This window comes from Mesobacillus maritimus, from assembly GCF_023715205.1.
Lineage (GTDB): Bacteria > Bacillota > Bacilli > Bacillales > Cytobacillaceae > Mesobacillus_B > Mesobacillus_B maritimus_C.
Map to the genome: position 1 here is coordinate 37,819 of NZ_JAMBNR010000005.1, position 21,780 is coordinate 59,598.

Annotated in this window: 24 protein-coding genes and 3 pseudogenes; 13 read left to right on the forward strand and 14 right to left on the reverse strand. The window is 39.5% G+C overall.

Annotated features, from left to right (window positions below; all coding sequences use genetic code 11):
• Positions 1 to 33: 33 nt before the first annotated feature.
• The 4 genes from M3182_RS08310 to M3182_RS08325 all read right to left on the reverse strand — a co-directional run bounded on the left by M3182_RS08310 (position 34) and on the right by M3182_RS08325 (position 5,540).
• Positions 34 to 1,740 carry a GMC family oxidoreductase N-terminal domain-containing protein gene (locus M3182_RS08310; RefSeq protein ID WP_251557636.1) on the reverse strand — a complete coding sequence of 569 codons (1,707 nt, stop codon included), beginning with the start codon at positions 1,738 to 1,740 and terminating at the stop codon, positions 34 to 36.
• Positions 1,727 to 2,248 carry a hypothetical protein gene (locus tag M3182_RS08315; protein WP_251557637.1) on the reverse strand — a complete coding sequence of 174 codons (522 nt, stop codon included), beginning with the start codon at positions 2,246 to 2,248 and terminating at the stop codon, positions 1,727 to 1,729. The genes M3182_RS08310 and M3182_RS08315 overlap by 14 nt, the downstream gene beginning before the upstream one ends.
• Before the next feature lie 352 nt (positions 2,249 to 2,600).
• On the reverse strand, positions 2,601 to 3,902 hold the full coding sequence (locus M3182_RS08320; RefSeq protein ID WP_251432945.1) for a S8 family peptidase: 1,302 nt from the start codon (positions 3,900 to 3,902) through the stop codon (positions 2,601 to 2,603).
• A gap of 270 nt (positions 3,903 to 4,172) precedes the next feature.
• A complete protein-coding gene (locus tag M3182_RS08325; RefSeq protein WP_251557638.1) occupies positions 4,173 to 5,540 on the reverse strand; it encodes an N-acetylmuramoyl-L-alanine amidase in 1,368 nt (455 codons plus the stop codon).
• Positions 5,541 to 5,951: 411 nt separating this feature from the next.
• Here M3182_RS08325 and M3182_RS08330 point away from each other — a divergent pair, with 411 nt between their 5' ends.
• The 5 genes from M3182_RS08330 to M3182_RS08350 all read left to right on the forward strand — a co-directional run bounded on the left by M3182_RS08330 (position 5,952) and on the right by M3182_RS08350 (position 9,572).
• On the forward strand, positions 5,952 to 6,938 hold the full coding sequence (locus M3182_RS08330) for a S8 family peptidase (protein WP_251557639.1): 987 nt from the start codon (positions 5,952 to 5,954) through the stop codon (positions 6,936 to 6,938).
• A gap of 25 nt (positions 6,939 to 6,963) precedes the next feature.
• Entirely contained in the window at positions 6,964 to 7,866 is a 903-nt protein-coding gene (locus tag M3182_RS08335) for an endonuclease I family protein (RefSeq protein WP_251432951.1), read from the forward strand.
• 141 nt (positions 7,867 to 8,007) lie between these two features.
• Positions 8,008 to 8,355, forward strand: a complete 348-nt coding sequence (locus M3182_RS08340; RefSeq protein WP_251557640.1) for a YolD-like family protein — start codon at positions 8,008 to 8,010, stop codon at positions 8,353 to 8,355.
• A gap of 103 nt (positions 8,356 to 8,458) precedes the next feature.
• Positions 8,459 to 8,899, forward strand: a complete 441-nt coding sequence (locus M3182_RS08345) for an OsmC family protein (protein ID WP_251557641.1) — start codon at positions 8,459 to 8,461, stop codon at positions 8,897 to 8,899.
• Positions 8,900 to 9,119: 220 nt separating this feature from the next.
• Positions 9,120 to 9,572, forward strand: a complete 453-nt coding sequence (locus M3182_RS08350; RefSeq protein ID WP_251557642.1) for a nucleoside deaminase — start codon at positions 9,120 to 9,122, stop codon at positions 9,570 to 9,572.
• 80 nt (positions 9,573 to 9,652) lie between these two features.
• Here M3182_RS08350 and M3182_RS08355 read toward each other — a convergent pair whose 3' ends face one another.
• The 3 genes from M3182_RS08355 to M3182_RS08365 form a co-directional block, all read right to left on the reverse strand.
• Positions 9,653 to 9,856 (reverse strand): ATPase, encoded by a 204-nt coding sequence (locus tag M3182_RS08355; RefSeq protein ID WP_251557643.1) that lies wholly within the window; start codon positions 9,854 to 9,856, stop codon positions 9,653 to 9,655.
• A gap of 24 nt (positions 9,857 to 9,880) precedes the next feature.
• Entirely contained in the window at positions 9,881 to 10,426 is a 546-nt protein-coding gene (locus M3182_RS08360) for a 2'-5' RNA ligase family protein (protein WP_251557644.1), read from the reverse strand.
• Positions 10,427 to 10,789: 363 nt separating this feature from the next.
• A complete protein-coding gene (locus M3182_RS08365) occupies positions 10,790 to 11,065 on the reverse strand; it encodes a hypothetical protein (protein WP_251432961.1) in 276 nt (91 codons plus the stop codon).
• 233 nt (positions 11,066 to 11,298) lie between these two features.
• Between M3182_RS08365 and M3182_RS08370 the strand changes: the two genes are divergently transcribed.
• Positions 11,299 to 11,499 carry a hypothetical protein gene (locus M3182_RS08370; RefSeq protein ID WP_251432963.1) on the forward strand — a complete coding sequence of 67 codons (201 nt, stop codon included), beginning with the start codon at positions 11,299 to 11,301 and terminating at the stop codon, positions 11,497 to 11,499.
• Between the two features lie 12 nt (positions 11,500 to 11,511).
• Positions 11,512 to 11,769 (forward strand): OsmC family protein, encoded by a 258-nt coding sequence (locus tag M3182_RS08375; protein ID WP_251432965.1) that lies wholly within the window; start codon positions 11,512 to 11,514, stop codon positions 11,767 to 11,769.
• A 146-nt stretch (positions 11,770 to 11,915) separates the two neighbouring features.
• Here M3182_RS08375 and M3182_RS08380 read toward each other — a convergent pair whose 3' ends face one another.
• Positions 11,916 to 12,998, reverse strand: a complete 1,083-nt coding sequence (locus M3182_RS08380; protein ID WP_251557645.1) for a L,D-transpeptidase family protein — start codon at positions 12,996 to 12,998, stop codon at positions 11,916 to 11,918.
• Positions 12,999 to 13,193: 195 nt separating this feature from the next.
• On the opposite strand from M3182_RS08380, the gene M3182_RS26125 reads away from it, so the two are divergent.
• From M3182_RS26125 to M3182_RS08395, 5 genes and pseudogenes are all read left to right on the forward strand, one after another.
• Complete coding sequence (locus tag M3182_RS26125; protein WP_285867492.1) at positions 13,194 to 13,322, forward strand: hypothetical protein; 129 nt, start codon at positions 13,194 to 13,196, stop codon at positions 13,320 to 13,322.
• A gap of 1,126 nt (positions 13,323 to 14,448) precedes the next feature.
• Entirely contained in the window at positions 14,449 to 14,703 is a 255-nt protein-coding gene (locus tag M3182_RS26480) for a maltose acetyltransferase domain-containing protein (RefSeq protein WP_432806693.1), read from the forward strand.
• A 122-nt stretch (positions 14,704 to 14,825) separates the two neighbouring features.
• Positions 14,826 to 14,978: pseudogene (locus M3182_RS26485) on the forward strand (DapH/DapD/GlmU-related protein); the annotation flags it as partial.
• Between the two features lie 296 nt (positions 14,979 to 15,274).
• Complete coding sequence (locus tag M3182_RS08390; protein WP_251557646.1) at positions 15,275 to 15,964, forward strand: DUF4652 domain-containing protein; 690 nt, start codon at positions 15,275 to 15,277, stop codon at positions 15,962 to 15,964.
• Positions 15,965 to 16,249: 285 nt separating this feature from the next.
• A pseudogene (locus M3182_RS08395) lies at positions 16,250 to 16,661 on the forward strand (NUDIX hydrolase).
• Between the two features lie 123 nt (positions 16,662 to 16,784).
• On the opposite strand, the gene M3182_RS08400 reads toward M3182_RS08395, so the two are convergent.
• From M3182_RS08400 to M3182_RS08425, 6 genes and pseudogenes are all read right to left on the reverse strand, one after another.
• Positions 16,785 to 17,252, reverse strand: a complete 468-nt coding sequence (locus tag M3182_RS08400) for a VOC family protein (RefSeq protein WP_251557647.1) — start codon at positions 17,250 to 17,252, stop codon at positions 16,785 to 16,787.
• Positions 17,253 to 17,365: 113 nt separating this feature from the next.
• Positions 17,366 to 17,815, reverse strand: coding sequence for a GNAT family N-acetyltransferase (locus M3182_RS08405; RefSeq protein WP_251557648.1), 450 nt, complete (start codon positions 17,813 to 17,815; stop codon positions 17,366 to 17,368).
• Between the two features lie 99 nt (positions 17,816 to 17,914).
• Entirely contained in the window at positions 17,915 to 18,763 is an 849-nt protein-coding gene (locus M3182_RS08410; protein ID WP_251557649.1) for an alpha/beta fold hydrolase, read from the reverse strand.
• Between the two features lie 180 nt (positions 18,764 to 18,943).
• On the reverse strand, positions 18,944 to 19,093 hold the full coding sequence (locus M3182_RS08415; protein ID WP_251432982.1) for a hypothetical protein: 150 nt from the start codon (positions 19,091 to 19,093) through the stop codon (positions 18,944 to 18,946).
• A gap of 162 nt (positions 19,094 to 19,255) precedes the next feature.
• Entirely contained in the window at positions 19,256 to 19,798 is a 543-nt protein-coding gene (locus tag M3182_RS08420) for a DUF7010 family protein (RefSeq protein ID WP_251557650.1), read from the reverse strand.
• Between the two features lie 646 nt (positions 19,799 to 20,444).
• Positions 20,445 to 20,974 (reverse strand): annotated as a pseudogene (locus tag M3182_RS08425) (GNAT family N-acetyltransferase).
• Between the two features lie 439 nt (positions 20,975 to 21,413).
• On the opposite strand from M3182_RS08425, the gene M3182_RS08430 reads away from it, so the two are divergent.
• Positions 21,414 to 21,581 (forward strand): hypothetical protein, encoded by a 168-nt coding sequence (locus tag M3182_RS08430; protein ID WP_251432987.1) that lies wholly within the window; start codon positions 21,414 to 21,416, stop codon positions 21,579 to 21,581.
• Positions 21,582 to 21,780: the final 199 nt, after the last annotated feature.

Genomic DNA, 21,780 nt, shown 5'->3' on the forward strand with positions numbered 1-21,780 from the left:
TGATTAACGTTTTCTTCAATTCATATTAAAAGTCTACTGAAAATATTTCTGCACCATTTTCTCAGCTGTCCTTGTTGCGAGTGCTTGTGTTGTTAAGGTCGGATTCGGACCGCCAAGGGAATTGTAATCCGCGCTATTGTCAGCAATATAGAGACGTTCTACTTGATAAGCTTCACATGATGTATCCACCACAAAACCCATCCGCATCGTGCTTTGTAGATGAATAAAATAATTTGGGGGCAGATCGGCGCGATGGATTTGTTTGGCACCTGCTTGCCGTAAAATATTTGTAGCTATTTTCGTTAATTGCTCTCGTCTCTTTCTCGACTTTTGACTCGGTGTATAATGAATCAACGGAACAGCTCCGTGTTCATCTATTACGTGGGGATCCAACTCCACTCGATTTCGATATTGGACCTCATCATCGGTGATAATCGAAAGCGTGAGCGTTCTTCTGTAGTCTTTCATCGCTTTATCTAGTTCAGACCCGATGAGTCTGCCTCTTTGATCCCACTCGTTAGAATCCGATAGGCGAAGGCGATTATACCCGTCTTGACTGAACCCAAAAAGGGTTTGAGCACTCAGTCCAGGGCTTTCTCCAATGTTTTCAATCATGCCAAGACCCGGATAATCAAGCCGTGCTCCTGAAGTATGCCCTACGAATGGGTTAATTGTTGGGCTCCCTAAAACGTCCATTAAGGTTTTTTCATCAAATACTCCTGTCACCATGTCCATATAATGATTGGTCAAACCACGTCCAACCCATTGGTTTTTCGGCAATTCAGAGTTTAGCCATAGACGTGGAGTCTCGACACACCCAGCTGCCATTACCACCACTTTTGCTCGAATTTCCTCGATTTCACCTGTCCACGTATCTCGACATTTTACCCCAATCGCACGGCGACCTCTGCCGGAACTTTGCACTGTTAGGACCTTTGTGACAAATGTATTTGGCCGAATCGTAACATTTCCCGTCTTCATCGCGAGGGGGATATAGCTGACATTTGTTGAACGTTTAGCCATCTTTTCAAGCGATGGACCATAAGGACAACCTTGCCCACAATGCCCACTTAATGTACAACCTTCCATATGGCTTAATTCTTCCAACGAATAATTTGGATCCATCAGATGCTCATTTGGCGGTAAAATGGCATTCGGTTGTGGCCGGTACCCAACGCGCGTAACATCTAACGTTTTATTAAGGGTAAAGCCAGCTTTTTCTGCTCCATAATAAAAAAGTGCTTCTTTCGATGTGGTCGGCGCAAATTCAACCGGCAAAGTTTGTTCCACTTTTTCATAATAGGGAATGAGTTCTTTATAATTAATGGGCCACTCATTATTGATGGCTTGCGGAAATGCACGCAGAGAGTTGGCATAATAATGAAGGGTAGACCCTCCAACTCCAGCCGTTTGCCAAAGGACCGCCCGATCAGGAAGATTGCGAAACCAAGGCGTACGCCTACGGTCGGCAGACCCCCAGCGAAATTTCCCAGTAACGAAATCATTCATATCATTTTCAAGTCTAGTCAACTGCTGGCGATAAAGCGATCCATCCAAATCCACAGCATTGGAACTTACCTTTGCTTCACCACGGTTTTTGTTCGGTTCAGGCCACTTTTTATTTCCATACCATGGACCGGCTTCCAATACCAACACACGAATTCCTAATTCTCCTAGTTCCTTTGCAATAACGGCGCCGCCACCGCCAGATCCAATCACAATCACATCAGGATTCTTCATTCTTCACCCTCGTCTCTGCAATTTTTAAAAGAAATCCACGAAAATCACGATACCCATGTGATACTCCTGGGTATCCAATTTGATTCCAGCTCAAAGGGAAAAATTCGAGGCGGCGATGTTCCGGCTGATTTAAACGGGTCGAGCCATATGCTGGCCATTCTGAATAATACCCAAACATGGAAAGGCGATTGAGAGCATCTGTTACATATTTGACTAATCCAGCATTATTTTGAAAAGGAGATGGTAACAAGTAAAGGTCAATCTCAAGGTTCTCTAGTGCAGATAAAGTTCGAACGCGACCTTTTCGGGAAAGGCGAGAAAACATTCCTCCTCCAGGAAACGGACTTTGCGAGGAGACTTGTGCTTTCTGAGCGTTGATAAGTTGAGTTGCCGCGCTGTCTAACATGACGGCTGTAGGATACGCTAAGGGGACAATGGTATTGTGTAACTGCTGCTGTATGGAAACCTGGTGATTTAAAGCATAAATGAGATATTCATGAACCGACATATCTGTTGCCCCGTAATTGTTCCCGAGTCTAGGAAGAATGGCATCGGTAAGTGCCCGGTAGTTAGCCTTTAAGTACTCATGAGATTGGGTAGACTGACTGATGATGCTTCACCTCTTTTTCATATATCGGAATACTACTACTCTATTGTTGTCTGACATCGTTTATGAATCTGTTACAAAAAATGGAAAACTGATGAAGCCAAGTAAATTCACCAACTGGTAATAGGGAAGACCCAAAAGTAGAAGTGATTAATGGCAGCGATTGAAGCGAAGCGACCTGACATTCATAAAAAAAGGTCAGCGCAGAGATTCATTCTCCGGCTAACCTTTTATTCTAGAAATCTTTTGTTACTTAGTGCTGACTCATCTGCATTTCCATCAAACGTACCGCATTTAACAAACCATAGCCTTGAGCGTTTTCGTCTTGTCCCAAATCTTCACAAGCGTTCAGAAGGTGTCTTTTTACATCGTCAGGGGATTGATTTGGGTTGTCTTGTAGCATTTGTGCCACAACACCTGCGCAGATTGGTGTCGCCATCGAAGTTCCGGATAGTGAAAAATAATCTGTATCAACACGTGCTGAGGCGTTTGTTTTATCTAAAAATGAACCCGGGGAGCGAAGCGAAATAATATTCACGCCTGGTGTGACAAGGTCAGGTTTTGTTAAGCCATCAATCGTTGGTCCACGGCTTGAAAAATCAGCGACAGTATCATTGGAGCGATCGACTGAATTTTTGTCATCCGCAGCGCCAACGGTAATGACTTTTGGACTCGTTCCAGGGCTAGCAATTGTGGAAGAACCTGGTCCAGAGTTTCCAGCGGCCACACAAACAACCATGCCGTTATCCCACGCTCTTTCCACGGCTTTTACAACAGGATCGTCTTCTGCAGACTGTTGAGCATCACTGCCGAGCGATAAGGAAAGAACTTTAATATTGAATTGTGATTGATTTTGGATACACCATTCAACACCTGATATCACTGTCGATAGGGAGCCGGAGCCCATTTTATCTAAAACTTTTACTCCAACTAAATTCGCTTCAGGTGCAGGCCCCTTATACATCCCACCGGATGAAGCTCCGTTTCCTGCCGCATCACCCGCACAATGTGTGCCGTGTCCATTGTCATCATACGCATCTGTTCGGTTGTTAATAAAGTCTCTAAATCCAATGATTCTTCCTTCTAAATCTTCGTGTGGGTAAATACCTGTATCAAGAACGGCGATGGTAACATCTTTTCCTGTTAAACCGGATTCCTGTAATTGGTCGGAGTTGATCGCGGGGGTAGCGGTATCAAGTAGTGCCTGTACTTTACGGTCATAATAGACTTTTTTAATATGCGAACAGCTATTGAGGAATTGCTCCATGCTTTCAACAGACATTTTTGCGGAACAACAGGAAACGGAAGGGAATTGGTGGAGCGAGTGGCATTTAGTATTCTGCAAATCTTTCACACCAAGATCGAAACAATCGTCTTCAAACTCAATCACCAAGGGCAACTTCTTAGCCTTTTTCGTAATATATTCAACTGGCCGATGCAAAAAGCATGGTAGGGAAGGAAAAGGGGAGTACATGTGCAACAGTTCTTTTTGTATGTTTTTATCCAGCTTATTACCCATTCGCCGAACCAGTTGAACGATCGAAAAACTAAACATGCAAATCATCCTTTCTTTTATTTTGACTCTTTTCTCAAAGATTGTTGTTTTTAAAGGAAATATAGAATGATTTAGTTATGATTCCATACCAAAGTTCGTTTACGAGATGAGAAAAGAGCTTACAAACAAAGTAGTCACGCGGAGAGAGGCTTATATCTCGTTAAAAGCGACTTTAGGATTTTAACAACAAACTTTACGAAACAGCCTTTATTTTAAAAAACTCTTTTTAATAGAAAACTAGAGTAAAGTGAAAGAGAAAGAGGGCAAATCCTAAGAAGATGCCCGTTTAACCTCATTTATGACTTCTTCTAGATTTTGCATTGCTCCATTGATCATTCTCTCGTAGAGGCCTAAAATAGATTGTCCATAATTTGTGCCAGGTACAGCCCATTTACCGTTTAAACCTACCCATGTTGTGGCAGACCCTCTTGTTACCAAATCAAATCGTGGGTCTAGTAATGGATATCCATCAGGCAACGGCTTTGTCGATGCATAAGCATATAAATGTTGCAGATGGGCTAGTATACCATCTCGAGGTGTCTCAAAGCTTGCTCCTGGATTATCTGGTCCTGTAGCACCTAAGCCACAAAAGTTGTTTTGCTCTGGCTTCACGACTCCGGTAAAACGAAGATAATCGGTTTCATGCATTGCTTGCGCAAACGCGACATCTCCTCGGATACCATAATATTCTCCGAACGTTAAATAGTAGATTCCCAGCTCAATGGCATCAGGATTGATTTTTTTCACAAACTGGTTCATATGTTCTGGAGATAAATAGGTTTTCCCGAGAATCGAATATCCAGATGGTTTTTCTTCATTTGAGTTGTCGCTTGTGCTTTCAGAAAGAATATAGGCATCGCTAACGCCTGCCTTCTTTACTTCTTCCAACCGTTTTTCTGCATTCTCGCGGCTTGAAAAGGCCCCAGCCTGAACTCGGTACCATGTTTCACCTGAGATGGAAAGAGTCACAACAAACGAATCAATGTTTTTTGAACGTAGAAAACTGACACGTTCGTCTGCATTTTCTCTTGTTTTAAAGGAACCGGCGATTACTTTGTATACGGCTCCTTTTTCTTGATCATCATTTTGTTTTTTTTTAAGATTAAAAGCTTTGGCAATTCCAATTGCGTGACCTTGTGCCACTTTTTGGCGCCATGAAGATTGCTTCATCAACGCAGCATCTTGGGCATTGTCAATAAAGCCGTTTTCGGTTAAAAGCGCTGGCATCGCTGTTTCGCGGAGAACATGGAAGTCCGCTTTTTTCTGCCCACGGTCTTGTAGTTGATTCACTTTAATCACTTCTGCATGAATGACATCTTGATACTTCGCGGTTGTAGAAGAGTTCGACAGGCTTGTGTGAATATAGTCTTCATATCCTCTTGCCGAGCCATTAAAGGCATTGCAGTGAATCGATAGGAAAAAGTCAGCTCCCCAAGCATTCGCCTCATTGGTTCGCTGTCCTAAGCTTTTACCGCTATCACCGGTACGACTCATTTTGATTTGTACATTTTCATATTGATTGGTTAAAATCGAACGAATCTTTAAAGCGATATCCAAACTAATCTCTTTCTCTTTCAATCCATTACCAACCGCACCAGAATCTGAACCACCATGTCCTGGATCTAAATAGAGTTTCATTACATTCACCTCCAATTCTTTTTTTAGAAAAATAATCTTTACACTTATATATGTATGGAATAAAAAGAAATTTGGCAGGGACAAAGTCTATTTTCTAAAAAAATGATGAGAAAACCTATTGAAATCTGAATATTTCTAAAGTGGTGGATTTATTGTTTTATTTGATAGGAAACTCTGATATAATGAAAAAACAGCGGGGTAGAACATACGTTCCCAACGAGAGGAGTGAGCACAATTCTAGAAGATTCAATGAATAAAAGGGGGTTGGTTATTTGGGAGAAATGCCTCAACTTTATGCGTTAATTATTACTATTATGTTAAAAAAATATTTCAATATGATTAAACTTGTCCCCTTTTCTAGCATAATTCCATAGAAATAGATTGACAGATATTTCTAAAGGAGGAATTTTAATGACAAAAAAACAAATGAAATTAATCCCCTATACGATTCAATCAGTAGTGGATCATGCAAATGAAACACCAGAAGGCGTTGAATTGGTACAGGCACCGGCGATATGGGGTAAAAGCAGTCATGGAGAAGGGGTTGTCATTGCAGTCGTTGATACTGGGATTGACACGGATCATCCTGACCTGAAAGACCAAATTATTGGAGGAAGGAATTTTACCAGTGATCATAATGGTGATCCAACCGTATTTGAAGACAATAACGGCCATGGCACCCATGTATCTGGAACCATTTCGGCAAGTTTAAATCAAAACGGAGTTGTTGGGGTTGCGCCTAAGTCAAAAATTTTAAGCTTAAAGGCTTTGACGGGTGAAGGTGCTGGTGATTATGAGTGGATCATCAATGCGATTAACTATGCTGTCGATTGGACTGGTCCGAATAATGAAAAAGTGCGTGTGATTTCGATGTCTCTGGGAGGTCCTACTGATGTACCGGAAATGCATCAGGCGATTCAGAAAGCCGTAAATCAGAACATTTCCGTCGTTGTCGCGGCAGGAAATGAAGGGGACGACAACGAAGAAACATTTGAGTATGCCTATCCAGGTGCTTATAACGAAGTCATTTCAGTAGGGGCGGTGAACAATGATTTAGAGCTCGCTCCATTTACCAACACAAATGCAGAAATTGATCTTGTCTCTCCTGGTGTCGAGGTCGATTCCACCTATCTAGACAATCAATATGCGAAACTATCAGGAACCTCGATGGCGGCTCCGCATGTGGCCGGTGCGTTAGCCTTACTCATGAATCTAAGTGAAAAAGAGTTTGGCCGATCTCTTAGTGAAGCAGAAATTTATGCCCAACTTGTCAAAAGAACGTTACCACTTGGGTTCCGAAAAAGCTCCGAAGGAAACGGGTTTTTGCAGCTAAACTTAATCGAAAAGTTAACAAATCTAAACACTCCGGTAACAAATGCCAAGGATAATAAAAACTAACCTAAACCGTGAAAAGGGGGATAAAATGACTAAGGAAAATTTTCAGCTAAATACTGCATTAGTAGAATTAAGTCGAAACAAATCAAAAATCTTAAATGAAAAAGGGTATTATGATGAAGAACAAGATCAAAAGATTATCAAGGAATACTATCAATCCATAGATTTTAATCAAAGTGACAAAACCGCTATTACTCAAAGTCTCCATCAATTAATCTCCAACACGCATGAAAATCAGCTTCCGTATAATTCTGAGACACGGAATTTACTCTATTCAAGAGTAGACCTTCACACGGATGGTACGCTAAAAAGTATCTATTCTGGAAACAAACAAGATCCTGAACAAACCATTAGAGAAGATCATGAAGCGGAACAGAACAGAGAGAAAGCGCTGGCTAAGTTAACAATGAGCATCTTCGAAAATGATCAAGCGCGACAAAAGGCTGTGGCCGATATTGAAAGGGAGTTTATGTATAATTGCGAACATGTTGTCCCTCAGTCTTGGTTTGATAAGGACAACCCAATGAGAGGAGATCTTCACCATCTTTTCACTTGTGAACAGGTGTGCAACTCCTCAAGATCCAATTACCCTTATTATGATTTTGAGGATTATACTCCTCAAATGGAAATAGAAGCCATTCGGCCAGAATGTGGGAAATATGAAGACAGTAAATTTGAACCTGAAAGCGGAAAAGGCGAAGTTGCTAGAGCAACATTATACTTTTTACTAAGATATCCTGGTGAAATTAACCGATATAATAGCAAGGACATCAAGATGCTCATCCACTGGCACCACGAACATGAAGTATCCATCTATGAAAAACATCGCAACAAAGAAATCCATCAGATTCAAAAAAATCGCAACCCACTAATTGATTTTCCACAACACATCGATAAAATAGATTTTATGACCTTAATAAAGGCACAATAGGGCAATCAAATTGCTCCACATGAAGAGAGGAAAAATAGTTTTAAAATACCGGTCAATTCGTCACTCTACTAGAGTGACATTTTTTTATGTAGATAATCGAACATATATTCGTATATAATAATGAAAGGAGATGATTTAAACATGGCAATTAGAGATCGTGGAAAGATCAAATGGGCACCTGCGTCCTTTTTACCGGAACTACGTTCAATGATGCGGGAAGCTGAACAGGACGAACTCAGACAAAAGAAGCCGCTGATTGACTCTTATGAAATAGAAGAATTTGACCGCAAAATCTGTTACGCGATGGAGTTTAACTTTCCAGTACTACTCAAACGTTGGACCGAAGGATTTACATATGAAGAAAAAGGGCGAGTACATTATGTCGACTCCATTCGAAAAGAAGTACGTATGGTTACGGAAGATGGGGCGGCTGTACGCATCCCGATGGCTGATATTATAGAGGTGGAAGTGATAGAACAAAGTTTTTAGATGGTAAGGGTAAGATAATCCCAATTCTTTCCTTTCTACAGGTTAAAATTTTGGTACAATAAAGATTGAATATTAAAAGAATTGGAAAAGGTAGGGGGACATTATGGAAAAGCATGTGTTTACGGTGAAAGGAAATTGGGAAGGGGGTCTTTTAGGAGTAGGCGCCATTGAAGCCGACGATTGGGAGACGGTGATATCAACACCAAAACAACTTGCAGGTGTTGGAAACGGTGCGAATCCAGAAGAGTTATTAATTGCATCAGCTGCAAACTGTTATTTAGCGACTTTTGGTGCCATTTTAAGCAATCGAAAAATTGATTTCACTCAAATTGAAATGACTTCGGAAGGAATCGTCTCAAAAGACGGGAAAAAATTAACGTTCGAAAAGATCATCCATAAACCAGTCGTCACTGTTTCCAATCTGGATGAAGAAGAAAAGATTAAACAATTCGCAGAACGTGCGGAAAAAGCTTGCTTTATCTCGCAAACTTTGAAAGGGAATGTTGAGGTCACCGTGGAACCGATCTTGAAACTGAGCGAATGATGCGAAATTCTCCTTGTTTATAAAAGCAAGGGGGATTTTTTTCGAAATTGCATAACGGTATTAGTAGATAAATAAAGTTAACGGACTCTAATCCAACTACATAGGAATTTCCGCTCAAAACAAGTAACTAGTAAGTAGATTGATTGAACACTACTGGGAAATGGACTATATTTTAATTTAATTGCTATATTTGGTAAATGAAACCTAAGGAGGAGATTGAATGGATTCATTCATGAAACGAGCTGTTGAGTTGGCAATCGAGAATGTAAAGGAAGGCGGGCAACCGTTTGGGTCCGTTCTGGTGAAAGACAACAGTATTGTTGCAGAAGGAGCAAATGAATATCATAAAAACTTTGATGTTAGTGGACATGCTGAATTGCTGGCCATCCGCAGAGCCCAACAGCAATTCCAAACCAATCAGCTAACTGGTTATAAAATGTACGCTAGCGGCGAGCCATGTCCAATGTGCTTAACTGCGATGTACTTTGCAGGCATTGAAGAGGTGGTCTATTGCCAATCGGTTGAAGACGCAGTTGGAGCCGGATTAGGATTATCGAAATTAATTTATGAAGATTTAAAGGAAGAAAGAGAAGACCGCCAATTAAAGATGATCCGGATGGTTTTAGAAGAAGGGCAAGAAGACCCAATGAAGCTCTGGAAGCAAAAAGGATAGGGAATTGATTGTCACTAAAAAAGTTGTCCGCTAATAAAGACGCTAGAATGATAGATTCTATCATTCTAGCGTAAATCGTTTTATGAACGAACCTTCAATTTCATAATCCGTTCACAAATAAATCCCACTACCATTCCAATAAAAATTGGTAATAGAGAAATCTCAGTATAGGATAATGAGAACTTAAAGACAAGCATATCTACACTTGCTAAAAAACCTATAACATAGAGGAAAATCATCGTTCCAATTGATGCAATCAACGGAAACCAAAAAGACTTATTCACAATTCCACCTCCGCTAACCATTTTTTATTTATACTTTAACTTCTTTGAAAAAACAGTTGGTGCTTCTTTTTTCTTGTCTAAAACTTCAATAAGGACAATTTCAACTAGTTTCCCATTTATGTCACTGATACTCTCAGAACAATAACTAAATGCCTCCTTTAATTTATCTAATGGTAATCGGTTAGCAATTGTACAGTGGGGTATCCAATGATTTGGCAAGTACAGAGAATGAGGGTTATTATTGTATTTCTCGAAGTGTTTGTGGTGACTTAAATGGAAATCAAACAAATCCTTTGTAAGAGTTGGTGACAGGAATAAGGTGCCCGAATTCAAAAAGGATCCAATTGTTTTAAAATTTATTGAAATAGCAGATTGATGATCATAGAACGAATCCATTTCTCTAATAAATTCATTAATATTCATTTTATTGTAGCTTGCTAGAGTAATATGTGGTCGTCTATCTTCAACTTCGAAAGCATAACAGGAAATAGACTGTTTCTTTAATTCCTGCCAAATGTTTTTTATGATTTGTTCGGTCTTAGTATCAAAGATTGCTACTACTGCATACACAACATACCCACCTTATTTTCTTGGCTTTATTTTTAATTGTATAAGAATATTGATAAGTAAAAAACTTTAGGTTTAGAAGTCCATGATTAAAAAACCACTACTCTTTAGAGGCTAGTTCGTTTTTGTCTTTATTGTTTTCGTCCATCAGTGCAAAAGCTATTGCACCGAATAAATCAGCCAACACTCCTAATAGTGCGCCCATCCAAGCACCTCCAACCATAATACCTTATCATGATTGTTGTTTAATCTGCTTCAATTTTAACAGAAAATCAGCCTCTTATGGATAATTATAGAAAAGTTTAACAAATAAAGCCGCTTCCCAAAGTTGTGGGAAGCGGCTTGTTTCCATTCAGATGGAATTATTTATCCACGGTAGCCTCCATAATGATGCCCATGGTGTCCGCCATGGTGTTGTCCGTGATAACCGTGGTGATGCCCATGATGCCCATGGTGCCCATGGTGCCCATGGTGGGGACCGTAATGGCCATATCCTCCGTGGCCATATCCACCGCCATAACCACCGTAGCCTGGGTATCCACCATACCCGCCATAACCAGGGTAGCCCCCAAAGCCACCTTGACCGCCGTAACCGCCGTAACCTGGCTGCCCAAATAAACCTTGAATTCTTTTGTCTTCCATCATATCGCTCCTTTTTTATAGGGTATAGTGTAAGATATGTAAGTTCACCTAAAAGGTACAGGCTTTTGTCCATACTTTCATAAAAACAAACATCGCCAAAGGAACGAAAATGGTAAACAAAAAAAAAGGGTGAAAAGCAGGAAAGCGAAAACTGAACGAGAATACCATTCTTAGAATTTCTAACTGGATTTTTATTAGAGTCATAAAGCGAATTTATAGAGGAGGATGAATTTTTGTCTAAGCCGATTGCTTTAACAAATATCACTATTTATCAGGAAGATACGAGGAATAAAGTGAAAAAGGCCTACGTTGATGGATTTGAAGAACCTCTTACTTTTGGCGTTCATGGTGGGGTCAAGGAGTTCTATGGCGTGAACCCAGAAGTCCAATATCCTTCAACTTTAGATCATCTAGTTGCTGCAGCTGGCGGCTGACTGGTCGGGACATTGTCAGGCGCGCTGGAGGCGCGTAAAATTCCAAGTTCCCCCAATAAGATTAAAGCCAATGTTCAAGGGGTCATTGAGGCTCCAGATGGGGTCTTGAAAATTACAAAAATTAGCTGTCATTATATGCTCAAAATTCCAAAAGGGAAACGGGAAGCGGCGGAACGAGCCCTTTCTGTATTTGACCAAGCTTGTCCTGTTTCCCAAACGTTAAAAGGGGCGATTGCCTTTGAACATACTTGGGACATTATGGAATACTAAGTTTCGGAAAAGTCCCAGAACCCCCATGGCATTTACAAATGGGGGTTCTCCCTATAGATCAGAAACAATTACCTAGCTTCAATTCAACAGAATTCATACGAAAAAGGCAATCAATTATAATGATTACCTTTCGTATTCGAAATTTATTAACCTAGTGCTTTCTTAGTAGCCGGTCCGACAATACCATCCACTTGAAGGTTTTTAGCTTTTTGGAATTTTTTCAAGGCCGATTCTGTTGCTGGTCCGAAAATTCCATCGATTCCTTTTGTGCTATAGCCTTTATTAGTTAAATTTTGTTGCAGTTTTTTTACTTCTGCGCCTTTCATGCCTTTTTTCAGGATTTTGCTTGAATAGGCAGTTGTTGAAGTGTCTTTTTTAGACGTTTTTGTGGCAGTTTTCGGAGCTGTAGATGTTTTTTTCTTTGTTTTCGTTGGTTTCGAAGCAGTAGTTGACTTTTTAGCAGGCTTCGCAGCAACTTTGCTATTCAGCGCCTTGCGGGTAGCCGGTCCGACAATGCCATCTGCCTTCAGGTTATTCGCTTTTTGGAATTTTTTCAAGGCCGATTCTGTTGCTGGTCCGAAAATTCCATCAATACCTTTTGTGCTATAGCCTTTGTTGGTCAAATCTTGCTGCAATTTTTTCACTTCCGTTCCGCGCATTCCTTTTTTTAGTACAGTGCTTGAAGGAGCAGCTGTCGCTGGAACTGAAGCTTTTCCGGAAACGTTGTATCCATTTGCCGCTGCAATCGAGTTAAACGATTTACCCGACGTTGTAATTATAACCGGCGTATTGACATCAACCTGATTATAAAGCCATTGTACTTCATTGTTGTGCATTCGCACACAGCCGGCGCTCACATACCCACCGATGCTGTTCGGGTTATTGTTGCCGTGAATCGCGTATGTTGTTCCCCATGTACCGCGTGCATTGATTCCAAGCCATCTGTTTCCAAGTGGATTCCGTGGATCCCCGCCAGGAATATTGTCAGTATAGTAGGGGCGATTCTTAATTTTATTCACGATTTTAAATTTGCCCTCAGGCGTTTGTGAAGGTTGCCGGCCCGTTCCGACACTAAATGTTCTTACCAGTTTATTATTTTGATAATAAGCTAGTTGGTTGTTTGACTTATTGATAATAATTAAATCTCCACTTGCTGCCGAAGCAGGTGTAGGTGCCTCAATGAACACCAGGCTAAAAAGCAGCAATAAACTCAGCATTATTTTCTTCATTTTATTTCCCCCCAGAAGTGTTATAACTATTCCTCTCTCTACCTAAACCTCCTTAACATCCTGCCGCATCATAAAACGAGTTTTAGTAGGCATTCTTAAAATCATCATCATCTAATAATTTCCTGTTAATGGGCAATAGTTCCTGCTTTTAAAGTCTCGATTGTTTCTTACTTTTACGACAAAAGGCCCATCCATTTGGCGTTATTTGGAATTGTACTCGGGGTAATTACTTTCTCGGTGACCATGGTCAAGAAAAAAGTGGAATACGGCAATCGAGAGCGTGTCTCGATGCCCGTTGGCGAAGAGAAAAGTTTGCAATGGTAACCGAGAGTCGTGCTCGATGCCCGTTGCCGAAGAGAAAAGTGAGCAACGGTAACCGAGAGGCGCGCTCGATGCCCGTTGACGAAGAGAAAAGTGAGCAACGGTAACCGAGAGTCGTGCTCGATGCCCGTTGACGATGGGATAAGTGGTTAGAGGTAACCGAGAGTCGTGCTCGATGCCCGTTGACGATGGGATAAGTGGTTAGAGGTAATCGAGAGTCGTGCTCGATGCCCGTTGACGAAGAGAAAAGTGAGCAACGGTAAACGAAAGTCGTGCTCGATGCCCGTTGCCGAAGAGAAAAGTAAGCAACGGTAACCGAGAGTCGTGCTCGATGCCCGTTGCCGAAGAGAAAAGTAAGCAACGGTAACCGAGAGTCGTGCTCGATGCCCGTTGACGAAGAGAAAAGTGAGCAACGGTAACCGAGAGGCGCGCTCGATGCCCGTTGACGAAGAGAAAAGTGAGCAACGGTAACCGAGAGTCGTGCTCGATGCCCGTTGACGAAGAGAAAAGTGAGCAACGGTAAACGAAAGTCGTGCTCGATGCCCGTTGACGAAGAGAAAAGTGAGCAAAGGTAACCGAGAGGCGCGCTCGATGCCCGTTGACGAAGAGAAAAGTGAGCAACGGTAACCGAGAGTCGTGCTCGATGCCCGTTGAAGAAGAGAAAAGTGAGCAACGGTAATCGAGAGTCGTGCTCGATGCCCGTCGCCAAAGAAAAAAAGAGGAACCGGTAAGCTAGAGCGGTTCTATGTGACCGCCGATAAAGAAAAAAGGAGGAATCGGTAAGAAAGAAGCCGGTCTCGGTGCTCGCCATGAATGAAAAGGCAGGAAACGGTAAAACGGTCCCTTAAGAACAAATATAGGTAACAAATCGATTAGATAAAATGATACGATAAAAATATAGAGTATTTAGATAATTCAAATAGGAAAGTAGTAGGGGAGGATAGAGAATTTCCCGAACAAAACAAACAATATCCTCTTTTAAAAATAGAAAAACACCCGCTTATTATGTGTTTGCCACTAAAGGTATTCTCTATAAAGCCCATGAGTATGATGAGTTAATAAGATTTTTAATCGAACACTATAAATGTTTATCATTTAAAAGACTTATATCGGAGGGAGAAAAGAACAAATGCAGAAAAAAAAGAAAATCCATTATGAACGGGGTACTGAGGAACTAAGACTTAAAAATATCCGGGCCCATAAACTTGTGCAAGAATTCAACAATAGTGCTGTGGAAGATTTTTTGAAAAGAGAGGAAATGATTCAACAATTGTTTGGTTCTGTTGGTGTTAATCCTAGTATCGAACACAATTTTCATTGTGACTTGGGCTACAATATTCACGTTGGCGACCATTTTTATGCTGTTATAATTGCACAATTTTAGATATGGCTGAAGTTAGGATAGGTCATAATTGCATGATCGGTCCCAACGTCGGGTTTTATACGGCTGGTCATTCAATCCAACCTAAGGATCGGAACAAGAGTGGATATGGGATTCCGATTACAGTTGGAAACGATGTGTGGATTGGTGGAAGTTGTGTAATCTTGCCAGGCGTCACTATCGGGGACCATTCCGTTGTTGCTGCGGGTTCGGTTGTGACAAAAGATGTTCCAGCTAATACAATCGTAGCGGGCAACCCTGCAAAAATTCTTAAAAAAATATAATTCACAGAAACTGTTCGTTTTTCCACAAGAGGTTTTACTAAATATGCTTAGAACATCCATAAACATTCTACATACGTTTTAAACAACTAGCAAATTAGCGGAGAAATTTGTTATCTTCTTGAAATTCGGTTTCCATCCAATCAAGTATAAACCGGATAGTGACCTATAAATTATCAATTGTGATTTAAAAAACAGACCTCCAACTATGGGCGAATTCATAATATCTACGCATAATTTCTACCTGCCGAGGGAATCTAGCACGTAAACATCGATACTGGGGAGGAATAATAATGAAGAAGTATTTACTATTATTAATACTTGCAGTCTCATTAGTAGTTGGAGCATGTTCCAATACAGACGAAACAACACAGGAGAAGTCATCTGAGACAGAATCCACTGAGAAACAGGAAAAACAAACGGAAAATGAAAAGGAGAAAACAGGCACTCAGGAGAATGAAGAAGAAACAAAAAATCAAGCTGATCTCTTTGATATTAAACTGAATGCTGAAAAGGATACCATCGAGTTGGTACAAGCTGGGGGAAAGACAGTCGTACTAGCAGAGGACATGCCTTCCGAACCGGTAAAATCCCCCAATGGCGAGAAAGCGGCTTATTTATCCCCTTATGGCTGGGAAACAATGAGCAATCTTTATCTTGTTGATCTTCATGATGGAAGCCAGGATGTACTCGTTCCGTTTGACGCGGAGAAGAAACCGAAAGAGGTCGTTTGGGAAGATGATCAGCATGTACTCGTCATCATTGGTTATCCGCATGGTACGGTTAGTGTAGGAGGGAATATCTACAGAATCAATATTGAAACCAAAGAAACCGAAGCTGTCACGGACTATGGGGATGAGATTCAAATCACCGATCTTCGAATCGAAGATGGGGTTCTCTATTATAGCGGCGTTCAATACACAGATGAAAACATGAATGAAAAGAAAGATTATTCCAATCAAATTTCATTAAAAACGGAATAAATCCTTCGGAAGAAGATTTCCGTTTTGTTATATATTAAACCTAGGACACCTATTAAATAGCCACAACGTAGCAGACCAGCCCGTCAGTTGGTCTGCTATTTTTAATTAAAGTTCTTCATGTTTCCTCAAACATTGCTAATTTGGAAGTGAAGGAGTCTGGTATTTTATGTTAAAATTGTTTTGAAAGTATTTACAAAGGGTGCCATTTAAATGGTTTAATTATGGATTGTTTCGTCATAAAGGAGATGATAGCCAGTGGAGAGAACTGAAAAAAACACAAATGCTATACACACACATCCAAAACATATCGTTTCAGCAGCGACAATTGTCTTAAATACAAAAAAAAGAAATATTATTAATCAGGGGGCCTAGAAGAGGTTGGGAAATGCCTGGCGGTCAAGTTGAAGAAGGAGAGTCATTAAAAGCCGCGGCGATAAGAGAAACAAAGGAGGAAACAGGTGTTGATATTGAGGTTTTAAAATTTTGTGGGATCTACCAAAATGTACATAACTCTATATGTAACACGCTGTTTCTCGCTAAACCCGTTGGAGGAGAATTAGCCACTTCCCCAGAGAGTTTAGAAGTAGGATTCTTCCCAATTGATCAGGCTTTAGAAATGGTGACTTGGAAGAACTTTAGACAAAGAATTGAATACTGTTTGAACGAACATACTCATCCTTTTTATATCGAATTTTAAGTGTGAGGCGAGTGAATCAGTTCGATATAAATCGATATGAAAAGATTAAAAACACTCAAATTTAATTGAGCGTTTTATTGAGACCTTATAAAGCACCCATATGCAGTCAAATGAAAAGAGCCCTTAATCAATTTTCCGACTCAGCGCATTCTCCCATTCGTCAAACGACAACTTTTCAGTCATATGTCTAAGTTCTTCAGGAACATCGACAAAACACATCAACTCTAAACTGTTCCCATCAGGGTCCTTAAAATAGACCGAAGCATTTCCTTGATTGGGTCTTACGAAAGGCTCCACCGTTGTTCGGTTCCCAAAAGGAACGGCTTTCACTTGGAGAGTTTCAAGCCATTCTAAAGATGCCTTTAAAGCCTCGTAAGTGACACGAAAAGCAATGTGCCGTAAAGAAGGGTGGTACTCAGTTTTGTACTCATTTCCTTCCCACAAACCAAGCCAACTTTTTCCTTCTTCAATCCAAAAGAATGCCGTGTTTTCATCTCTCCAAGCCAACTTCAAACCTAATTTTTCGTAAAAGTTGATTGATGTTTCTAAATGCTTTACAGGTAAGTGTGCTTCAAACAGCCCTTTGATCATCTTCAAAACCTCCTTGAATCCATATTACCAACATCCAACAATTAAAGAGTCCTATAAAAGATGTAATTTTTCTACTACTTTAGATGTAGAGTAAATGAACTCCTGCCCATTTTTTACAAATTAAAATAATGCGTTGTTTTAGGATATCTAGCTTCTTTTATGAATCCAAAAGCTTGATAAAAATGATTCGCTTGTTCTGTATCCGTATGAAGCACGATTACATTATAATGATCTTTTGCCTCAGAAATGATCCTTTCCAACAAGAGGCTGCCAAGGCCGTTTCTTCGATAATCCCTCGAAACATAAAACCTCCTCAACCGACCAATGGTTTCTTCAGTTGAAAAAGGATCAATATTAAGCCCACCAATCGCAACGAGTACACCTTCATTGTTAAACACCCCATATAGAGATTCACCAAGCTGATGAAAGGTATTACTGTCATTTTTATAGTCATTTACTAATCTTTCGATAAAACGAAAACCCTCGTCTTTGCTTTCCTTCACCATCTGGTCTGAATTCACAACAAGCAAATCTTTTATTTTTTTAACTTTAAATCCTTCCATCGCTTCCTCCAACAATTTAATAGGGTGGAAATTTCCTAACTTCACCAGCGTAAAAAAAGACCGCCAACGTGACGATCGTTTAATTACAATTTATTTTCTTTATGTGTGACTTATCATAAAAGTCTTCATTTCTTTCTCAAACTCCGCGGACTCTTCCAAGAAAGGATAATGATTGCTTCGATCAAAAATAACAAGTTTAGAATCTGGAATCAACTCATTCATTTCGATCGAGTATGTGACAGGGCATTGAACGTCATACTTCCCGCAAACAATCAATGTTGGAGTTGAAATGAGTTTTAGCTTTTTGGTTACATCAAATATGAGGACTTCCCGGCTAAAATAATTCAAGCGAACAGCCGATATTTTTTTCTGGATCTTTAGTGAAAAAAATTCATCATGAAGTTCCGGTTTAAATAAAGATAATTTTGTCCGCTCTTTTGTTAATTCTTTACGCATGTCTGTTGATAAGTCGGCACGTTTTAAGGTTTCCATTAAATCTTGCATATATCTATATTTGGGGTGTTCTTTATGGTAGATACAATCAGGAGAGAAGGTCATATATTCTCTTGCAGCTGCCCCGACAACAACATTAAACGTCAAACTGTTTGAAAAGTAAATCCCATAAACAACTCCTAACATCCCACCTGTCGAATGCCCAGCGAACCCCCATTTCTCAAATCCTAAAGCATGACGAATTGCCTCTAAATCAAGAATGGAATCGATCATGCTTAATTCATTTGGGTTGTCCGCTTTAGCCGAATTTCCTGCTTCTCTGAGATTCACCAAAAGTACTTTATGGGTTTTTACGAATGATTCCGCAAAATAATCTCCTGTCTCATTAAATTCAGAATACAAGTGAGTCACACAAAGAGGTTCGCCTTTACCTTTCATAAAGACTTCAAAAGTACCACGGGGTGTCTGTATATCCTTTCGATCCCATTTATCCATAAGTTTCTCCTAGTATATGATTTATTTTTACTACAATTCTTTCCGGCTGAGAGAAAATCCTTCATTTAATTTAGGAATTTTTGTTGCGACACATTAGGGGAGAATTTACTGGGGTGCCGTTATAAGCATAGTTTTAAACATAGCAACAATAATAAAACCAAGCCCAATGGCTCGGTTTATTTAATCAATATCAAAATAGGGAGAATCAAGAAAATAAGACTGATCGCATGCAGAGAGTTCCATACCTATTAATCTTGTAATCAATAGGTAACCAAGTCCCGATAATGCAATGAATAATTGAAGACTACCTATCATTCCAAATCTTTTCATCAAACCTCTCCCTATATCTCTAAAAAAAAATTACTAGAATCTTCATTTGATCAAACGTATAAAGGTATATTCACAATGGATTTTAGCTACAGAGGAATACTACACGGAACTAAAAAGGGAGTGAGAGTCTCGTATAAAGCTGTATGCTATGAATCCTTCCTGTCAAATCATTTTCTTCCTATAATCCAAGCGGTTCCAAAAGACTAAAAAGCACAAACCGATTGTCATAGATAGAGGAATCAGCCATAATTTTTCTCCATCTAAATACAATCCCAAGAATAGCATGAAGACCGATATCACTGGTGCCATAACATAATAGGCAAGTGTATGATAGAACCAGCCATAAGGAAAAAAATGAGCCCCAGTAATGATTGCAAAAAATAGAATTGCATCATTTGGATGATGGATAATTCCCCAAAAAAGGATAGGAAAATAGATTAACTGAGCAATATTTAAAAATAAACCTAGATTTCCCAATGGATTATTTTTGAGTTTCCAATCAGCCTTGATAAAAGAAGAAAAGAGAACGGATAATGGAAACATTAAACCTGTTGAAAACAACATATAAATGTTTTTCTGTTGTATGTCAAAGGACTGTAAAAATATGAAGGTGATCAGAGACCAAATGACAACAGCAGAACTTAAAAAGCCTATTCCGTTTTTTCCTCTAACTGAAAGTTCATTTCTAATTTCGTTTAACTCCACAACGTTTTCCCCCTTAGCCTCATTCAACATATTTTGATTGGTTCAAAAGTACTAATCTTTAAATCATATTAAATTTTAACAAAAATATCCATTTACGTCCCAGAAAAAGGATAGTTATGCATAAAAATGCTGTGATTTTTTTTCAGTCTCATAATGGATAAATAAATGCATCGAAGAAATAAAGAGAAGGATTGGTGAGAAAAAATGTGATAAATGTTTAAACATGTGGAAGAAAGGGATAATGTGAAATTTACAGGTGGATAGAGGAAGGTAAATGAGTATCTTAAAAAAGCTCTTTTCTAAATCTTTGTTGCTGTTGAACCAGCATACAACTGAATAAGCTAGGTTATACAAAAAAGCTCAATGTATATGAAAAGAGCTTGCTAACTTAATTGAAACATAGAAAATAGTTCCTTTTGTGTAGTGAATGGTTTTAGGATATAAAAACAATTCTTTTGAAAACAGCCTTTAAAAAAGAGATTATCCAAAATAGTAGCAGACGATTTTGGAGTAACCTCTATTGAAATATAGAGGATGGTCTAGCCTCAACGGTTAGTGGCTCGGGTCATACAATCCGTAAATTAATTTAGAGAACAACCTTCTAGCCAGTTCGTCCTATGCCTGATATCCTGAAAGGACCACTTAGTTAATCAAAAGCTTTTGAATACTGAACAATCCCTTGTGTATGCTCAAGCGCATTTTCGGTTAATTCTAGAACCATAAAAACTTCGTCCGGCACCTCAAAAGGAGCACGAATCTTCCATAAGCTCGCAGGTTTAAAACCAAACTTAGGATAATAGTCTGGGTGTCCTAATACAATAACGGAATGATAGCCAAGCTGTTTTGCTTTTTCTAACGCAGCAAGTATTAATTGACTGCCAACGCCTTTTCTATGAACCTCAGGTGCAACCGAAACGGGAGCAAGCGCTAGCGAATCGACCTTGGTCGGGCCATTAACGATTTGAATCTTAGACAATAGAACATGACCGACCAATTCGTTTCTTGACTGAAAGCAACTATTGAAAGTTCCGGAATAAACGCATCCGATTTGCGAATGCGATTGACGAGGTAGTGTTCATGATTGTCGCTATAGGCTAATGTTGAAAATGCACTTTTCACTACTTCCTCAGTTGTTTGGTAATTTTTAGGGTGTTCTTGTCTAATAGTAATTTCCATTTCAGTCTCCAATACATATTAGTAATCTTTTTATTAATAGGAAAGCAATAACATTTTTTCTATTCAGTTGGCCCTGCAATAAGGACATTTCATCGTAAAAGAAGATGAAAACCTTTCAAAATTAATTTTTGAACAAAGGGCAGAAGCCTTCATTATAACTTCCTTACTACTCAGAATTTAATTTTATTATATTTGGTGCTATCAGTTTGGTAAATATATTGTTTTCGACGTTTGTTGAACGCAAGAAGAAGCAATTGCTCTACAAGGGAGATTCGCCAAATGCAATAATGTTGTTATGAGGAAAACGTGAAAATGATAAAATCTATGTACATCATCCTTGCCAGCATTCTATTCTTTTTAGCTTTGAAACGGATAAACGAGTATACACCCTTAAAGCATAACCATGATTAAGAGATAAAAATGAAATGAGATGGATTAGTTGAGAAATAAAATTGTACTTGCACTCTTGGTTGTCAGCTTAGCGGTGAATGTCATTCTAATAGGAAAAAAGCTAATCCAAAAAGCATATGAACCTTCTCAAAAAGAAAAAGTGATATTGAGTGAAATGGTTCAAAAAACAATCGAGAGTAACGACTACAAAACTTAGCAACAACAGAAAACATCATTGCAATGGATCCAAGTATGGATAAAAACAAAGGGGGGGCATTCCCTTATTATTTCGTCGTGAGTGTCCGAACCGATCAGCATACCTATTTGTTTTCTTGCAAGGATCAGCACTGTTCTGAAATGGAAAACGAAGGTACGACCTATTCAATCTATCAAGATGAGAGGCCGCGACTTCCGTT

Bases quoted from the DNA above. Each gene is read 5' to 3' on its own strand.
- M3182_RS08310 (WP_251557636.1), bottom strand. From the start codon at position 1,740: ATGAAGAATCCTGATGTGATTGTGATTGGATCTGGCGGTGGCGGCGCC.
- M3182_RS08315 (WP_251557637.1), bottom strand. From the start codon at position 2,248: ATGTCGGTTCATGAATATCTCATTTATGCTTTAAATCACCAGGTTTCC.
- M3182_RS08320 (WP_251432945.1), bottom strand. From the start codon at position 3,902: ATGTTTAGTTTTTCGATCGTTCAACTGGTTCGGCGAATGGGTAATAAG.
- M3182_RS08325 (WP_251557638.1), bottom strand. From the start codon at position 5,540: ATGAAACTCTATTTAGATCCAGGACATGGTGGTTCAGATTCTGGTGCG.
- M3182_RS08330 (WP_251557639.1), top strand. From the start codon at position 5,952: ATGACAAAAAAACAAATGAAATTAATCCCCTATACGATTCAATCAGTA.
- M3182_RS08335 (WP_251432951.1), top strand. From the start codon at position 6,964: ATGACTAAGGAAAATTTTCAGCTAAATACTGCATTAGTAGAATTAAGT.
- M3182_RS08340 (WP_251557640.1), top strand. From the start codon at position 8,008: ATGGCAATTAGAGATCGTGGAAAGATCAAATGGGCACCTGCGTCCTTT.
- M3182_RS08345 (WP_251557641.1), top strand. From the start codon at position 8,459: ATGGAAAAGCATGTGTTTACGGTGAAAGGAAATTGGGAAGGGGGTCTT.
- M3182_RS08350 (WP_251557642.1), top strand. From the start codon at position 9,120: ATGGATTCATTCATGAAACGAGCTGTTGAGTTGGCAATCGAGAATGTA.
- M3182_RS08365 (WP_251432961.1), bottom strand. From the start codon at position 11,065: ATGGAAGACAAAAGAATTCAAGGTTTATTTGGGCAGCCAGGTTACGGC.
- M3182_RS08380 (WP_251557645.1), bottom strand. From the start codon at position 12,998: ATGAAGAAAATAATGCTGAGTTTATTGCTGCTTTTTAGCCTGGTGTTC.
- M3182_RS26480 (WP_432806693.1), top strand. From the start codon at position 14,449: ATGCAGAAAAAAAAGAAAATCCATTATGAACGGGGTACTGAGGAACTA.
- M3182_RS08390 (WP_251557646.1), top strand. From the start codon at position 15,275: ATGAAGAAGTATTTACTATTATTAATACTTGCAGTCTCATTAGTAGTT.
- M3182_RS08400 (WP_251557647.1), bottom strand. From the start codon at position 17,252: ATGATCAAAGGGCTGTTTGAAGCACACTTACCTGTAAAGCATTTAGAA.
- M3182_RS08405 (WP_251557648.1), bottom strand. From the start codon at position 17,815: ATGGAAGGATTTAAAGTTAAAAAAATAAAAGATTTGCTTGTTGTGAAT.
- M3182_RS08410 (WP_251557649.1), bottom strand. From the start codon at position 18,763: ATGGATAAATGGGATCGAAAGGATATACAGACACCCCGTGGTACTTTT.
- M3182_RS08415 (WP_251432982.1), bottom strand. From the start codon at position 19,093: ATGAAAAGATTTGGAATGATAGGTAGTCTTCAATTATTCATTGCATTA.